The 17,298-nt window shown below is 33.7% G+C and carries 15 protein-coding genes; 4 read left to right on the top strand and 11 right to left on the bottom strand.

Translation table 11 applies throughout. The annotated features are described in order from the left end of the window. Positions 1-3: 3 nt before the first annotated feature. Together FOD82_RS02970 and FOD82_RS02965 are read left to right on the top strand one after the other, a co-directional pair. Positions 4-870 (top strand): Cof-type HAD-IIB family hydrolase, encoded by an 867-nt coding sequence (locus tag FOD82_RS02970; RefSeq protein ID WP_144355008.1) that lies wholly within the window; start codon positions 4-6, stop codon positions 868-870. 18 nt (positions 871-888) lie between these two features. Further along, positions 889-1,410, top strand: coding sequence for a hypothetical protein (locus FOD82_RS02965; RefSeq protein WP_144355007.1), 522 nt, complete (start codon positions 889-891; stop codon positions 1,408-1,410). Here FOD82_RS02965 and FOD82_RS02960 read toward each other — a convergent pair. The 10 genes from FOD82_RS02960 to FOD82_RS02910 all read right to left on the bottom strand — a co-directional run bounded on the left by FOD82_RS02960 (position 1,403) and on the right by FOD82_RS02910 (position 13,332). Beyond that, entirely contained in the window at positions 1,403-1,972 is a 570-nt protein-coding gene (locus tag FOD82_RS02960) for a GNAT family N-acetyltransferase (protein ID WP_144355006.1), read from the bottom strand. The genes FOD82_RS02965 and FOD82_RS02960 overlap by 8 nt on opposite strands. Positions 1,973-2,335: 363 nt before the next feature. After that, the gene (gene tpiA / locus FOD82_RS02955; protein WP_144355005.1) at positions 2,336-3,091 is read right to left on the bottom strand and encodes a triose-phosphate isomerase; all 756 of its coding nucleotides are present in this window, start codon (positions 3,089-3,091) and stop codon (positions 2,336-2,338) included. Positions 3,092-3,115: 24 nt separating this feature from the next. Then, positions 3,116-4,327, bottom strand: a complete 1,212-nt coding sequence (locus tag FOD82_RS02950; RefSeq protein ID WP_144355004.1) for a phosphoglycerate kinase — start codon at positions 4,325-4,327, stop codon at positions 3,116-3,118. A gap of 121 nt (positions 4,328-4,448) precedes the next feature. Further along, positions 4,449-5,465 carry a type I glyceraldehyde-3-phosphate dehydrogenase gene (gap, locus tag FOD82_RS02945; RefSeq protein WP_144355003.1) on the bottom strand — a complete coding sequence of 339 codons (1,017 nt, stop codon included), beginning with the start codon at positions 5,463-5,465 and terminating at the stop codon, positions 4,449-4,451. A 54-nt stretch (positions 5,466-5,519) separates the two neighbouring features. After that, positions 5,520-6,551, bottom strand: a complete 1,032-nt coding sequence (locus FOD82_RS02940) for a sugar-binding domain-containing protein (protein WP_144355002.1) — start codon at positions 6,549-6,551, stop codon at positions 5,520-5,522. 356 nt (positions 6,552-6,907) lie between these two features. Beyond that, entirely contained in the window at positions 6,908-7,834 is a 927-nt protein-coding gene (locus tag FOD82_RS02930; RefSeq protein WP_144355001.1) for a glycosyltransferase family 2 protein, read from the bottom strand. Then, complete coding sequence (locus FOD82_RS02925; RefSeq protein WP_144355000.1) at positions 7,831-9,714, bottom strand: hypothetical protein; 1,884 nt, start codon at positions 9,712-9,714, stop codon at positions 7,831-7,833. Before FOD82_RS02925 ends, FOD82_RS02930 begins: the two co-directional genes overlap by 4 nt. Positions 9,715-9,723: 9 nt before the next feature. After that, positions 9,724-10,131: a GtrA family protein gene (locus FOD82_RS02920; protein WP_144356007.1), complete on the bottom strand. Its 408-nt coding sequence runs from the start codon at positions 10,129-10,131 to the stop codon at positions 9,724-9,726. A 91-nt stretch (positions 10,132-10,222) separates the two neighbouring features. Next, a complete protein-coding gene (locus FOD82_RS02915; protein ID WP_144354999.1) occupies positions 10,223-11,728 on the bottom strand; it encodes an SH3-like domain-containing protein in 1,506 nt (501 codons plus the stop codon). A gap of 92 nt (positions 11,729-11,820) precedes the next feature. Then, the gene (locus tag FOD82_RS02910; RefSeq protein ID WP_144354998.1) at positions 11,821-13,332 is read right to left on the bottom strand and encodes an SH3-like domain-containing protein; all 1,512 of its coding nucleotides are present in this window, start codon (positions 13,330-13,332) and stop codon (positions 11,821-11,823) included. Positions 13,333-13,527: 195 nt separating this feature from the next. On the opposite strand from FOD82_RS02910, the gene FOD82_RS02905 reads away from it, so the two are divergent. Together FOD82_RS02905 and FOD82_RS02900 are read left to right on the top strand one after the other, a co-directional pair. After that, positions 13,528-14,970: an amino acid permease gene (locus tag FOD82_RS02905; RefSeq protein ID WP_144354997.1), complete on the top strand. Its 1,443-nt coding sequence runs from the start codon at positions 13,528-13,530 to the stop codon at positions 14,968-14,970. Between the two features lie 97 nt (positions 14,971-15,067). Further along, positions 15,068-15,508 carry a Fur family transcriptional regulator gene (locus tag FOD82_RS02900; protein ID WP_144354996.1) on the top strand — a complete coding sequence of 147 codons (441 nt, stop codon included), beginning with the start codon at positions 15,068-15,070 and terminating at the stop codon, positions 15,506-15,508. Between the two features lie 26 nt (positions 15,509-15,534). Here the strand turns inward: FOD82_RS02900 and FOD82_RS02895 are convergent, their stop codons facing one another. Then, the gene (locus FOD82_RS02895; protein ID WP_186277705.1) at positions 15,535-17,211 is read right to left on the bottom strand and encodes an SH3-like domain-containing protein; all 1,677 of its coding nucleotides are present in this window, start codon (positions 17,209-17,211) and stop codon (positions 15,535-15,537) included. Positions 17,212-17,298 lie beyond the last annotated feature (87 nt).

Genomic DNA, 17,298 nt, shown 5'->3' with positions numbered 1-17,298 from the left:
TTTATGATAAAATTAGTCGCTTGTGATTTAGACGGGACGCTTTTTAACAGTAATATGATTGTATCAAAAGAAAATGCAGAAGCCATCCATAATGCTCAAAAAAACGGAATTGAATTCTTAGTTGCAACTGGTCGTGCTCCTAAAGAATCCAAAGTTTTATTAAAAGATGCAAATATCCATACTGGATTTATTAATTTAAATGGTGCCTTGGTTTATGATAAAGAAGGACATTTGAAAATTAAGCATTCAATTTCAAAAAACAAAGCCAAAGAAATTATAGATTTACTCCATAAAAATAATTTTTATTTTGAAATTCTAACAACTAATAATGTTTACTCTGAAGACCTCAATGCGCGGATTTCGAACATTGCTCATTTAATGGTTGATTTAAATCCAGGAATGACATTTAAACAAGCAGTAGCAATTTCTGCAGCAAATAAGTCCATTATGAATATGACAATGATTGATGATTTTTATGAACTTTTAGATAGTTCCGAAGAAATTATGAAAATTATAGCCTTTGATTCTCGCGGACCAGCTGCTTTTGTTGATATCAAAAAAGATATTGAAGCTATTGGTGATTTAGTAATTACTTCAAGTTCATCATCAAATATTGAAATTAATAATATTAATGCTCAAAAGGGAATTGCTTTGCTTGATTACGCTAAACTCAATGGAATAAAACGTGAAGAAGTTGCAGCCATAGGTGACAATTTAAATGATGAAAGCATGATTCGCGATGCTGGGATTGGAGTTGCTATGGGTAATGCAATTCCAGCTATTAAACATTTAGCCCAAATTGAAACAAAAACTAACAATGAAAATGGAGTTGCGTATATTTTAAACAAATTTATAAAAGATAATGCTTAAAAGCGGAGGTGAAGCCCCATGCGTTTTTTACTTGAATTAAATCAAAATAAAGCTTATGGTCAAATTCCCATTATTGGTCCTAGCGGAAAAATTGAATATATCATAAAAGGAAATTTAGATAACCCTAATCATACTCTTTATTTGAGCCGCACAGACCATACTGAAATTGGGAGACTTTTTGCTGATAGCAGCGGTATTATATCCTCATTCATCGTAGATGTTGTTAATCACTCCCTTGTTCGAGTAAAAAAATTTAATACTCCTATGACCAATTTATTTTATGTCACACGATTAAATTATCTTGTCACTGGAAGTATAAAAAAAGGCACCTACACATTTCGAGCAGGTGTCAAAAATGTTGCAAATGTCAAAACAATTATGGGTAATTCCGGTGTGGTATTGGTTTGTGACATTCAGCGTCCTGAAGACATTCCATTTATTTTATTAATTTCAATTTTATTTACTCAGTGGCATGTAACACCATTGAAGTTGCCAACATTCCCGCCGATTTCCAGAAAAACTTCTCCAGATATTAATTAATTTCTTTAACCATGTGATCATATACACGATCACCAATTGTCATTTCTTTAATACTCTTATACCCCTTGTGTTCATATAATCTACGTGCACGGGGGTTTTCCTTGTCTACATTTAAACTAATATACTTATATCCTCGTTCTTTGGCTATCTTAGGTGCCAAATCCATTAGGCGACTAGCAACATGTTCTCCCCAATGCTCCGGATCCACGGCCAAAGCATCAATATACCATTCATCGGGCCATGCTTCTTGATCATCAAAAATTACTGTATCAAGAGGTAAGCCAACTTTTACGTATTCTTTTTTCAAAGCAAAATCAATTATTTTTTGATCTTCATAAGAATACATATCAATCATTCCAATAGGAATATCTCTACTATCAGTTACAACCCAAATTCTTGTATAAGAATAACGATAATATTCCGAGATAAAACCTAACCGCATTAAATCGTAAAATTGACTTTCTGGAAGTTTTTTAATACTTTCCATATCCATTTCTTCAAAAATTTGCTTTAAAATGGAATAAATAAATGTAAAATCTGATTTTTTAGCTTTTCTAATCATAAATAACACCTCAACTAAATTTTATCATAAATTGAAAGACAGCCATGGGAGATTTCCCATAGCTGTCCATCAAGAAAGTGATATAGATATAGATGTATTCTGCCATAATAGTTTTTGAGTAATAAGGAACTGGCAGAGACTGAATTTTGGAGGTCTTCCTCAACGTCTGATTTCAACCTCCATATGCTATTATACTTCATTGAAGTAAAAATTCAAGCATTAAAGTTATTTTTTGCTATAAAAAAGTAATTTATATCGGGCTTTTTCACCCATTTTTAAGAAAGCAATTGTTATTTTATAACACCTTAAAAACTTGCTTTTGAAAAACAAAAAACTCTCGCAAGTGCGAGAGTTTTTTAATAATTAGTCTTGGTAGTTAACTAATGCTAAGAAACTTTCTGGATCAAGTGAAGCACCACCAACTAAGCCACCATCAATATCAGGCTTAGCCATTAATTCCTTAACGTTAGCAGGCTTTACTGAACCACCGTATTGAATACGAACATTTTCAGCAGTTTCTTCATTGTACAAGTCCTTGATAGTTTCACGGATAGTCTTGCACATTTCTTCAGCTTGGTCGCTTGAAGCAGTCTTACCAGTACCGATTGCCCAAATTGGTTCATAAGCAATAACAAGCTTTGAAACTTGTTCTGCACTCAAACCTTCAAGAGCAGCCTTGATTTGACCAACAACCCATTCATCTTGCTTGTTAGCTTCACGAGTTTCAAGTGATTCACCACAGCAGATAATTGGAGTTACACCATTAGCAAATAAAGCCTTAGCCTTCTTGTTAATGTCTTCATCAGTTTCGTGGAAGTAACCACGACGTTCTGAGTGACCGATAATGCAGTAGTTAATACCCATGTCACTTAAAACCTTAGGTGAAGTTTCACCAGTGTAGGCACCTTCAACTTCAAAGTATGCATTTTCTGCACCAGTATGCAAGTTTGAACCTTCTGCACTCTTCTTTAAAACGTAAAGGTCAACTGCTGGAGCAGCAATAACTGATTCTACTTTACTTGGGTCTGGCAACTTACCTTTAACTGCTTCAACAAATTCAGCAGTTTGTTCTGGATTCATGTGAAGCTTCCAGTTACCAGCAATAATTGGTGTACGCATTTATTAGTATCCTTTCCTAATTAATTACTTGTCTGAAACGCAGGCAATACCTGGCAATTCTTTACCTTCAAGGTAGTTAAGTGAAGCACCACCACCAGTTGAAATGTGGCTAATCTTAGGTGCAATACCTAATTGCTTAGCAGCAGCAGTTGAGTCACCACCACCAATAATAGTTACAGCATCCTTAAGATCTGCAAGTGCACGACCAACTTCCAAAGTACCTTCTGCAAAGTTAGGCATTTCGAAAGCACCCATTGGTCCGTTCCAAACAACAGTCTTAGCATCCTTTAAGATTTCCTTGAACTTTTCAACAGTCTTAGGACCGATGTCAAGACCCATTTCGTTATCAGGAATATCATCACCAACTACTTCGTGTGAAGCATCGTTAGAAAATTCAGTTGCTGCAACGTTGTCAACTGGAAGAACAATCTTGTCGCCAGCCTTTTCAAGCAATTCCTTAGCAAGTTCAACCTTATCAGCTTCAAAGAGTGACTTACCAATCTTGTGACCTTGAGCGGCTAAGAAAGTATATGCCATACCACCACCGATTAAAATGTGGTCTGACTTAGGAATCAAGTTTTCGATAACACCAATCTTGTCTGATACCTTAGCACCACCAAGAATAGTTACGAATGGGTGAACTGGGTTTTCAACAGCATCACCTAAGAATTGGATTTCCTTTTCAAGAAGGTATCCAGCAGCTGCAGGCTTACCTTCCTTCTTCATAGCAGTAGCAATACCTACGTTTGATGCGTGGCTTCTGTGAGCAGTACCAAATGCATCATTTACGAACATATCGCCAAGACTTGCCCAGTATTCACCAAGTTTTGGATCATTACCTGATTCACGCTTACCAAAGTCGTTATCAATATCTTGGAAACGAGTGTTTTCAAGAACAACAACGTCGCCATCCTTCATGTTGTTGATGGTTTCTTCAACTTCTTTACCTTCATTAGATGGTACAAAAGTTACAGGCTTATCAAGTAATTCGCTTAAGCGTTCAGCAACTGGCTTAAGTGATAATTCTTTCTTGTCATCATCTGACTTAATACGACCCAAGTGTGAAAGCAAAATTGCCTTACCACCATGTTCAATGATGTACTTAATAGTAGGAAGTGCAGCAACGATACGGTTGTCATCACCAATAACGCCACCCTTAATAGGAACATTAAAGTCTACACGAACTAAAACTTTTTTGCCTTTAACATCGAGATCTGAAACGATTAATTTAGCCATCAAAATCCCTCCGAAATTGATTTTAATATTTTATATTTTTTCTTTAAAAAAAGACGGAAGGAGAAAGAATCTCCCTCCGCCTTCTCATTACTACTTAATGTTAATCAGTTTAAACTACTAATTAAAGAGTAGCAAAGTGTAACAAAGTACGAACCATTTGGCAAGTGAATGACCATTCGTTGTCGTACCAAGCAACAGTCTTAACTAATTGCTTGTCACCTGCAGTAGTTACCATAGTTTGAGTTGGGTCAAAGATTGAACCAGCAGTCATACCAATGATATCGCTTGAAACAACGTTGTTTGGTTCGTAAGCAAATGAAGGACTTTCGTACTTCTTCATAGCTGCGTTAACTTCGTCAGCAGTAACCTTCTTGTTCAAGATTGATACTAATTCAGTTACAGAACCATCTGGAACTGGAACACGTTGTGCGTGACCGTTCAACTTACCGTTCAATTCTGGAATTACAAGACCAATAGCCTTAGCAGCACCAGTTGAGTGAGGAATGATGTTGATTGCAGCAGCACGTGCAGCACGTAAGTTACCACCACGTACAGGACCATCCAAGATCATTTGAGTTGAAGTGTAAGCGTGGATAGTAGTCATAGTACCAACTTCAATGCCGAATTCGTTTTGTAAAGCATTAACCATTGGTGCCAATGAGTTAGTAGTACATGAACCAGCTGAAACAATCTTGTCATCAGCAGTCAAAGTGTCTTGGTTTACTGAGTAAACGATAGTCTTCAAGTCGTTACCAGCAGGTGCTGAAATCAATACACGCTTTGCACCAGCATCAAGGTGAGCTTGTGACTTAGCCTTGCTAGTGTAGAAACCAGTACATTCAAGAACGAAGTCAACACCGTCGTTCTTAACCCAAGGAATGTTTTGAGCTTGTGGTTCTGCGTATACACGGTAGTTCTTGCCGTCTACAACGATTGAGTCGTCAGTAGCTGAAACTTCGTGGTCAAAAGTACCATGAGTTGAGTCGTACTTAAGCAAGTGTGCCAAAAGTGCTGGAGTAGTCAAGTCGTTGATTGCAACAACTTCGATGTCCTTTGACTTTTCGCCCAAGTCCATAATACGACGGAATGCTAAACGACCGATACGGCCGAAACCGTTAATACCAATTTTAACTGTCATAACCTAAAGTCCTCCTTAAGAACTATAAACAACAATTTATTTTAAACAGGAATGTTACTTCCTCTTTAAAATCTTATCTGAGGCACCCTCATCAGTAATTAACCAGGTTTGACGAGGTGCATTGGGCATATAAGCTTTGATTGCTTCTGCTTTTCTTGCGCCACAAGCAAATGCAAATATGTGAGGTATTTTCTTTAGATTCTCAAACTGCAATCCAACCTGGGTGATGCGGTCAACAATCTTTCCATTGTCATCGAAGAAACACCCGAAACATTCGGTGACAGCTCCCTTTTCACGAAGTTCAGAAAGTTTAATTGAATTATACCCTCTTCTCTGTGCCATTTCTTGAGCCAAGCCAATTCCATGAATCACAGCATCGCTTTGGGAAATATCTTGCAACAAATCACTAATTGAATCTTCTCTAATCAAGGACTTATATGCACTTGAAGAGACTTGCTCTGGCAAATATAAAGTCTTGTAAGTACCAGAAGTCCTGGCTGCCATTTCTTGAACAATGGTATTACTTTGAGTCAAAACATTTTCACCTAAAGCTCCACGACCAGGAACAAATTCTAATTGACGATTATCACCTAAATGCGGTGATAAATAAGTTGCAGATTTAGCAAGTGCTAACCCTCCTAAAACAGTAATAATAGACTTACCTAATGGTAAAAGCAGATTAAGCGCTGAACTTAAAGCTTCCCCCATTTCTTGATAAACACGATCTTGTAAATCACTATTACCAGGAACTATTATAGTTCGTTCAATTCCAAGTTTTTTTGCTAACTTTAATTCAGTTTCACCTGCATTGAACAAACGATCAATTACTGGAGCTGCATCTTGCAATGTCTTCTCGCCCTTTTCAGTTAAGAACATTCCAAAACTCTTTATTTCAATTAAACCAAGATTTTTTAAATATTCAGTCTCAGTTCGAACATTTCGCTCTGAAAGCCCTAAACGCTGAGCAACACTTCTACGTCCAACAGGAGCATTAAGTGATATTTGCTCAAGAACAAGATATCTTTGTCGAAGAATCTTTAAAACATCGGGAACTAGAGCTTCGAGCAGGGAAAAGTCCGAGTTCATAAGCTCCCTCCTTCCCCTGGGACATCATTCGACCATATCTGTGTCATTTTCCGTCCCAGATTGCTTAAAAATATAAGAGAAACGCAGAACCATGTTTTTCATTCGTACATTTCCCAATCGACACTGTTAGTATAACAATCTATTTTTAGTAATTCAAGAAAAAATTGATTGAAATTAAAAATATTCTAAATCAAGTGAAAAGGTTTTTATTTTTAATGTTTTTTTGATATACTATAGCTTGCATGTTGTGGGTCCTTAGTGTAATGGATCGCACGTAAGATTCCGGTTCTTAAAATCTGGGTTCGACTCCCAGGGGACCCATACTAAAATAAGACGAGCTCTAATATGAGTTCGTCTTATTTTTTCTCTTGAATTATATAAATTGGTCTATTCTTAACTTGTAAAAATATTTTACCAATATATCTGCCAATTATTCCAATACATAATAACTGCAATCCACCAATTAATAAAATAATACTTACCAAACTAGCCCAACCAAAAACTGCAGCCGCTGGATTAATTATTTTTCTAACTATTACAGCAATCAAGCCAATTATTGCTAATACAAACGATGTACTACCAATCCATACAGCAATACTTAAAGGAAATTGGGAAAAGTCGGCAATTCCATCAAAAGCATATTTAAATAATTTCCATGTTGTCCAATCGCTTTCACCAGCTGCTCTTTCGACATTATGATAGTCTAAATATTTAGTTCTAAAACCTACCCATGAAAAAATCCCCTTAGAGAAGCGACTATATTCTTTCATTTCAAGTACTGCATTGACCATTTGTTTTGTCATCATTCGATAATCCCGAACTCCTGGCAAGATTTGAGTATTAGAAATTTGATTAATAAACTTATAAAACATATCGCTCAAAAAGGACTTAAACTTCGCTTCTCCTTTTCTATCTACTCTTCTAGTGCCAATACAATCCCAATTACCAGTTTCAAGCAAATTATACATCTCAGGTAAAAACGCAGGCGGATCCTGTAAGTCTACATCCATATCAACTATATAATCTCCAGTAGCTGCTTTGAGCCCAGCATATAAAGCCGCTTCTTTACCAAAGTTTCTTGAAAAAGAAATATAATGAACATTAGGATGTTGCTGATGTAATTTTCTCAATTCATCCAAAGTTCCATCACTTGAACCATCATTAATAAACCAATATTCAACTTCTACATCCATTTGCTCAACAACTTTTTGTGTTGCTGGATAATATAGAGGAATCATCTCTTCTTCGTTATAACAAGGTACAACTATTGATAATTTCTTCAAGATATCACTCTTTCATTTCTTAAAATCTTAATAATTCCATAACTCACTAATAATATCCAGGAAACAACTGTAAGCATAAATAATATTGTAAACCAAATTGGAGAAATAAACTGTAAAATAGCAATATTTTCACCATATTTTTGTTTTATTCGCGGATTTCCAATATAACTTAATTGAGGCGAAACAACTTTTTTATTTAAAACTAATCTAGATTGTTTATACATGATAATTGGTAATGTTATTTTTTTAGTTGATTCACTATTCCACTTAAGCTCTAGTCTTCCATTATTTAATACTCGATAAGAAAATTTATGAGTCAAATAAGGATCTATTACATCTTTGATATAGTAATAATCAACTAATGATCCTGTCATCTTTTTATGATATGTGGGTAAATAATCTGGATTAACTTTAATAATCGTATTAAACAGTTCTCCTTTTTGATTAGCATCATGGGTTAAATGCCAAACTTTAGTTAAATCCAGCGTATTCTTATAATAATCTCCTCGTGTAGCAACTTTTACATAAAGATTGCCTTGATTTGTATCTTTTACACCATTTGCTTGATATTTCCCATGCAACCCATAAACAAAATCATAATATTTTTCTTGTTTATACATATTTTTACCTGTGAAATATTTTTTAGACTTTACTTCATAAACTGCACGATGATTAAAAGTGGTTCGCTGAACGATACGCGCATAGTTAGCAGCATAATTTTCAATTATTACCAACCCCACAAAACATAAAGCCAATTTTTTAACAAGACTACCATCACTTAATTCTGTAACTGAGATTGCAATCCCTAACAATATAAGTGGATAAGCTGCAATCAACAACCTATGTGGAAACTGCAAATAATTAGTCAAAAACTCTGCTTTAGCTTGCACAATTTTCCAAGGAATTATCGCACTGGATAGCAATAAAAACAAGCCACCTTCTATTGATACTATAAAGTTTATCTTAGATTTTTTCCAAGTTAGACAAGCATAAATTATTTGTATTAGTACCAATATTAGAGTGATTTTTGAAATGGTGTTTCTCAGAGTTCCACAATCACTGATAGTTAACGCATTTATCGCTAATTGATGACTCAAAGTTGGTGATATATTGTTAGTTTTTAAAATTAATAATAAACTTCCCCATACATTGGCAGTTAAACATAGTGTACCTAAAACTGCTTTAAGTAAGTTAATTAGTAATTCTTTTTTATAGGGACTATTTATCCAAGAAATTACTACAAATGGAATTAAAGCAATCGTGAACAAAATTGTACTGAGTAAGTGAGTTTGAGCAATAATGCTCATAATTAACATTAACCTAACCCAGCGAACAGGATGGTCTTTATTTTGAAGCATATTTACGCCTTCAATAAATACAAATGGTGCAAATGCTGCTCCCCACGCCATCAAGTTAGTGTGATCAAACCAAGTCTGAATGCCCCCAATATTAATATATAAAATAGCAATCATTGTGGAAATGATTTTATTAGCTTGGCATTTTTGAGCTAATAAATACATCCCAAATCCACCAATAATTCCTATAATGAAGTATGAAGCTAATTGATAGTTATACCATGAACCTAATACATACACCAAAAATCCATTTAAATAAGCAAATAAAGGACCATATAAAGCATTAATGATTCGTCCGCTTTGCTGAAAGCCAAAATTACTTTGAAAATAAGAAAATTTTCCAGTCCTAAATTGTTCAACAATATCATAAAATCGATTATAGTGAAACATGGTATCTATATCTAATACCACTCTATGATTACTTAACTGAATTTTCATAAGTAAATATATAGCTATTAAAATAGCAAAATATGGCCATAACTTTTCTAACCAATTTTGCAAATTATTTTTTCTTAAGTATTTCATGCTATTTCCCTATTTTTTAAAAGTTATAGCTTTATTTACTCCGAACTGTAAAAGAGTGGCAACAATAGTAGCTAGCATCTTTACAATCATTTTATCTTGATGCAGTAAAGTAACAAAAACAAATAAACATGCTGTAGTAAACAAAGTCGTAATTTGACCTACAATATAATATTCCACAAAACGTCTTACCATATGGTCTTTTACTTTAAAATTAGTATAACTATTCCAAAAAAAGTTATTTATTAAACCACAACTAGAAGATATAAAATTAGCCAATTCTGGATTAAATTGTAAAATCAAAGTTAATAAAGCATATACTCCAAAATCGACAAATAAACCTATAATACCAATTAATCCATATTTGATTAATTGGATAAAATCTTCATTTTTAAATAAAGTTTGAATTTTTTCTCGCATAACTTCCATTTTAATTCAATCCTTGCATAGCATTATCTCTTATAATATCACAAAAAAGAAGACGTCTGTTTAAAAAACGTCTTCATTAAAGTTAACTGATTTTTCCAGACATTAATTCTGGTCGTTCAGCAAGTTCTACATACAACGTATTACCTACAGCACTTACTCCTTCAATTTCACGTCCTGTATTATAATGATGAGTACTTAAAAGTTTACCATTTTTAGCAATTCTCATAATGCAATCATTAAAAGCAAGATAAAACTCTTTCTTCTTACTATCATAAGTAAATCCTTGTACAGGTGACCCGTTTTTCATAAATTCACCCTTAGTAATCCCTATTTGCTTAGGATGCCACTCATTTCCATGGCGAGTTACTTCCCAATATTCAAATTGATGTTCAGTTCCGTTATGTTGTACAGCATAAAACTTTTTATCACTCACAAATGTCGCATTATGAATATATTTAGGCTTATTTTTTGAGCCATTCCAAATTTTAAATGTCCAAATCTTTTTAATTTGTAAATCTTTTTTACTAATTTGCATAATTTCTTCTGATTGTGGACTATTCTTTAAATTATGGTCATTAGCAATTACATATAAATAATTCTTACTTGCACTTAAAGTTTGTCCATGACCTAATTTAATATATGGACTAATTTTTATGTCCTTGGCCAAATTAACAAACTGATTCCATTCAATCCATGGAAGTTTTTGCATGACATATTTATCCGGAATTGCATTCATTTTATAACTAACAATTCGAGCGCGCTCTAAATATGGATGTAAATACATACTGGCATACATAACACCATTTGACATTACCATTCCTTCAGGAGTAGGGCCCATTGCACCAGTTGGAGTCGCACCTTGGCTTAAAGTAGCCGGCTGATAAAAAACAGTCTTTAAATTTAAACCTTTACTTCTTAAAGTATGAGGCTTTGTTTCTGGAGCATAACTTGCACCTTTTCCCCAATTTCCAGAAGTCTTATAGTGATGAAGCCAAGTCTTGGTAGTTCCACCTGATTGAGGCTTAGCTTTTCCTTTTTTAATTCCTTCTTTTTTATTAGAACGAACAATTACAGTTGCACTAGCATGACCTTTTCCATAAGTAAACTTAATTTTATGCTTACCAACCTTGGCTGAATCTATACTATTTTTAGATACATGAACTTTTTTTACATCAATAGAAGTTCCTTGAGCATCAGTAGCATAATTTATTGCATCCCTTGTCGGAAAAGAATATTCAGGATTATAAACTAAACTTATATTTTTAGCTACAGAAATTTTATTCTTTGCAAAAGCATTTTCGTTTACCCAACCAGCTAAATGGCCATCAATTAAAACATACCAATAATTAGTTTTACCAATTCGTCTCATTTGACTAGCTTGGTAATTTGCATAACGCAAAGTTTGCGTATTAACACGCCATCCTCTGGGTCCATTTTTAGTTAAGTTAGTATATACACCATAGTTTTTATTATTGATAATCTTAGTTTGATAACTTGAAAAAGTCTTTGCTTGAACTTTTTGTGGTTTAACTATAGCAAAAATTGCAAAAAGAACGTATATTGTTAAGCTGCTTTTTATTATTTTCATCTATATCTATCCTATATATTTATTTTAAACTCTTCCAATGAAAAGGTTGCCTAAGATTTCCTTAGACAACCCTTTTATCATAAAAATACTAGTTAAATTCTTCCAGAAGTTAATTCTGCACGTTGAGCAAATTCTACATAAAGCTGAGAACCTGAAACAGACATTCCTTCAATTTCACGGCGAGTATTAAACTTGTAATGCTTTTTAGCAGTTCCATTTTCGCTAACTTTGAAGATATTATCATTAAATCCAATATAGAAATTACCATTTCCATATGCAAAACCTTGAACTGGTGAACCATTTGAGACAAAACTTCCTTGAGTTGCACCTACCTGCTCAGCATCCCATTCATCACCATTTCTTGTTAATTTCCAGTATTCATATTTGTTGTAGCCACCATTATGGAATAATGCATACATAGTGTTATCGCCAACAAAAGTAGCATTATGGATATAACGATTTTCAGCAATTCTAAATGTCCAAATTTTATTAATTTTCATATCACTCTTACGGATTTGAAGAATTTCTTCTGACTTTGGACCATTGTTATATTTATTATCATTTGCCATAACATAAATATACTTGCTGCTTGAACCAAGTGATTGCCCATGACCTAACTTAATATATGGACTTACTTTAATATTATTAGCATATGATTTAAAAGTACTCCATGACATAGTGGTTAAGTTTTGAGCGGCGGTTGTACTCTTAATATGATTTAAATTGTATGAAACTAAATGAGCATGATCACTGTTGGGGTTAGAGTACATTGAAGTAGTAAAAATTCCACCGTTAACTGTAATACCTTCTGGACTTACACCAACTTGTCCCATCTTATCTGCTGCTTGACCATATCCCAAACTAACAAAACGTGGCTGGAAAAGTCGGGTTTTTAAAGTTAAGCCATTATTGCTAAAACTATTTCCACTAGTTTCTGAAGTATAATGATGAGCGGCATTCCAATTGCGTGATGATCCTTTTGACCCACCCTTCCAAGCACTAACTGCTTTAAAGCCTTTCTTTGGAACTGCATTTCCCACATTATTTGCTTCATTATCATTATTTCTTACAGTAACGTTAACAGATGCTTTTGCTTTACCATAACTATAGTTAACCTTTGTACTGCCTGACTTAGCAGAACTCACTGAATTATGGTTTACACTGACTTTATTTGGATCAATAGCAGTACCTTGACCATCAGTTACATAGTTAATGGCATCTTTTGGATTAAAACTATAAGCGGCATTTTTAACTAGTGAAACATCTTTTGCAACAGAAATTTGATTTCGAGCAAAGAAGTTTTGACTTACCCAACCAATATGACGCCCATCAACATAAATGTCCCAGAAATTACCTTTCTTAGTAGAAACGTAACTTTTAGATTGAATTTGACCATGCTTAAAATACTTAGTAGAAGTAAATTTACCAGATGGTCCATTCTTTGACACATTGTGATAAATTGCGTAATTTTTACTCCCTGCCACTTTAGTTACAGCCCTAGAATAAGTCTTTGCTTGAACTTTATTTAGATTCGTTCCAGCAGCAATTACGCCACTAGCCAAAATTGCACTGGCAACTAATGTAAATTTAAACGATTTTTTCAAAATTCTTCTCCTCACATTACTATTTTATCCAATGAAATATTTTACTCCAAAAATATAAATAATCCATTTTATTTCGTATTCGCAAGTTTAATTAATAATAAAAAAATAATATCACTAGTCTACACCGCAAACCAATTATTCTGGTATATAATGGAAGGGTTCACATTGTTTATTATATTAAGGAGAAACAATTTTATGGTCGAATCTACAAACGAACACAAAAAAATGATGTGGTCGACGTTAGCGATGATGGCCTTTTCTACTGTATGGGGATTTGGTAATGTTGTTAACGGTTTCGTCTACTTCGATGGAACCAAAGTTGTCTTTAGCTGGGTATTAATGTTCCTGCTTTATTTTGTTCCATATGCTTTAATGGTTGGAGAATTAGGAGCAACTTTCAAAAATGCTGAAGGTGGGGTTTCTTCATGGGTAAATGCAACTATGGGTGCCAAATGGGCTTATTATGCAGGATGGACTTACTGGGCTTGTCACATTGTTTATATCTCTAGCAAAGGGACTGGCGGCTTGCGTGCAATGTCATGGGGAATCTTTGGTAATACGAACTGGTATGACAGTATTCCTACTGCTTGGACCCAACTTGCAACTTTAGTGGTATTTTTATTCTTTTGTTGGGTAACCAGTCGTGGAGTACCAGTACTTAAGAGCTTGGCAACTGTAGCTGGTTCTTCTATGTTTATCATGTCAATTCTTTTTATTGTTATGATGTTTGCAGCACCTGCTCTTAATCCACATGCAAGTTATCTATCAATTGACTTTAATTGGAAAAACCTCTTGCCAACTTTTAATGTTAAATATTTAACATCACTTTCAATTTTAGTGTTTGCAGTTGGTGGTTGTGAAAAAATTTCACCATATGTAAATAAAGTTCAAGATCCATCTAAAAACTTCCCTAAAGCAATGATGGCTTTAGCAATTATGGTTATGATTTCTGCAATTTTAGGTACATTTGCCATGGCAATGATGTTTGATCCAAAAATTGTTAATAATCATTTAAATGAATACATTTCAAACGGTCCTTACATGGCCTTTCAAAGATTAGGTGAATATTATCATGTCGGTGGCTTATTCATGTACATTTATTCTTGGTGCAATGTAATTGGTCAATTTTCTACCTTAGTAATTAGTATTGATGCTCCACTTAGAATGCTCTTGGGTAGTAAAGAAGCAAAAGCTTTTATTCCAAAGAAACTTTTAAAACTAAATAAGCATGGCGCTTATATTAATGGTATTTGGATGGTTGTAATTCTTTCAGGTGGATTAATTATTGCTCAAGCCCTTTTACCTGATGCACAAAGTGTAATGGCACAATTAGTTAAATTAAATTCAACTACTATGCCAATGCGTTATCTCTGGGTATTTGCCGCTTATATTGCTCTTAGAAAACAACAAGCAAAGTTCGCGACTTCTTATCAAATGACTAAAAATCAAGGATTAGCTTATACTGCTGGAATTTGGTGTTTTACAGTTACAGCTGCATGTTGTATCTTAGGAATTTACTCACCAGATCCATTTACTCTATTTTTAAACATTGCTACTCCAATTGTATTAGTTGCATTAGGTCTCATCTTACCCGCTATTAAAAAACGTCAAGATGGTGAAAATGCATTACTTGATTAGGCAATTTAGAAATAATCTAAATTAAAACGCTCCAAATGGAGCGTTTTTTGCTTAATCGTGATAAACTAAATTCATAAAACAAACAGGAGGTATTTTTTTGGATACAAATTTAGAAGAAAAAGCTGAAATCCTGCTTCATACTTATAACTTAAAAGCAACTAAGCCTCGTCTTAAAATACTAAGCTACTTAATGAGTCATCATAATCATCCTACGGTAGAAATGATTTACCATGCTCTAAATGAAGAAATTAATCGCGCAACAGTTTATAATACTTTAAATGCTTTATCGGAAGTAGGAATAATTATTGAAATCAAAAATGGTGATAATTCTACTCACTATGATTATTTTGTAAAACCACATTTCCATATTATATGTAAAAATTGTGGAAAAATTGCAGATGTAATTTATCCTAATTTTGATCAAATAGAAAATGAAATGCGTAAAAATGCTGAAGAACAGACTGGTTTTATTGCTTCTACTAGTCATTTAGAAATTTACGGACTTTGTCCTAATTGTCAAATTAAGCTAAAAAAATAAGAGTGAATATTCACTCTTATTTTTGTTTAATTAGTTAACTTATTACTTTCAAGAAGCTCTGCACGTTGTGCTAAGTTCACATATAATCTATTATTAGAAATTGACAAACCTTCAATTTCGCGACCAGTATTAATTTGATAGCCATCTTTAAAAGTACCATCGTAACCAATTTTAGCGATTACATCGTTAAATCCAATGTAGAAATTCTTATTTACTGGATCATAAGTAAATCCTTGAACCGGAGCATTGTCCTTTACAATTGTACCTTCAGTTGCACCAACCAATTCTGAATACCAGTTATCTCCTTTACGAGTTAATTTCCAATATTCATATTGATTCTTATTCTTATCGAAGTACAAACCATACATAGTATGATCATCAACAACTACCGCGTTTTGGTAATAACGAGAATCTTCTGAATTACCATTATTCCAAGTTTTAATAGTCCAAATCTTATTGATGCACATATCACTCTTTCGAATTTGAACTAATTCTTCTGAAAAATCAGTTTGATGTTGAGTATGGTCATTAACTAATGCATATACATACTTATCTGTTGAACCCAGTGCTTGTCCATGTCCTACTGGAATATATGGACTCACTTTAATGTTCTTTACATATTCATTAAATCTCTTCTGACTCATCTTAGAAGTATCAGTTAAATATTGTGGATCATATGGATCTGTTAACTTACTTAAATCATATCCAACAATATGCCCCTTCATATCTTCAGTAGTGCTTAAAAGACTTGTATATGCCCAATTATTTGAAACAGTAACACCTTCTGGAATATGACCAACACGGTTAATTGGACCATCATCAGCACTTGTTTGGACACTTAAAAATACTGGTTGATATAGTTTAGTAGTTAAAGTTAATCCATTAGCTGAATAAGTATGTAACTTAGTTTCAGGAGTAGATTCTTGTGGACTTAAGTAATTAATTGATGCTCCATAGTGCTTAGACCATGAATCATAATTACTTGGTCCCTTCTTAGCAACTACACTGTCAGCACTATTATCCATACCTTCTTTAGTACTCTTTCTAACAGTAAATTTAACAGTAGCCTTAGCTGAACCATAAGTATATTTTACATTGTAAGATTTAGGCTTAGAAGCATCAATCTTAGTTTTAGAAACAGCAACATCTTTATTGTCAACTACTGTACCAGTTGCATCAGTTGCATAACTAATCGCATTTTGAGTACTATAGTCACCATCTGGACTATCATTTCTAACTAAGGTAACACTCTTAGCTGCTTCGATAACATTTCTTGCAAAGTAGTTTTCATTAACCCACCCTACACGGCGACCATTGACATAAATTAGCCAATAAGTATACTTTTTAGTTTTAATACTTTGATTAGATTGAATATGAGCATAGCGGAAATTCATTCCATCTGCTACTTTTTTATGAACTTTTCCACCTGATACTGATTGCCAAACTTTGTAGTTTTTATCGCCAGCTACCTTAGTCATAATTTCATAACTAGTAGTTACTTGAACAGGTTGCTTCTTTTTATTATCAGTTGGCTCATCAGAGCTAATTTTCTTTTCATCAGTTGCATCAGTTTTTTCTGCGGCTTTTTTAACAGTTTTTTGTGCAGTTTTAGTTGCTGCAAAACTAGTATTGCCAGAACTTACTAAAAGTCCAAAACTTGCAGCTAAAGCTGATGCACAAGTTAGTAATTTTGTATAATTCAAAAAATTCCCTCCACAATTAAAAACACTACTTGTATTATAATATGAAATCGCGCTCATAAATAATACAAATTCATTAAAAAGATAGAC

Source organism: Lactobacillus sp. LL6, from assembly GCF_007570935.1.
Taxonomy (GTDB): Bacteria; Bacillota; Bacilli; order Lactobacillales; family Lactobacillaceae; genus Lactobacillus.
This window is presented reverse-complemented; position numbering and strand designations above follow the sequence as displayed.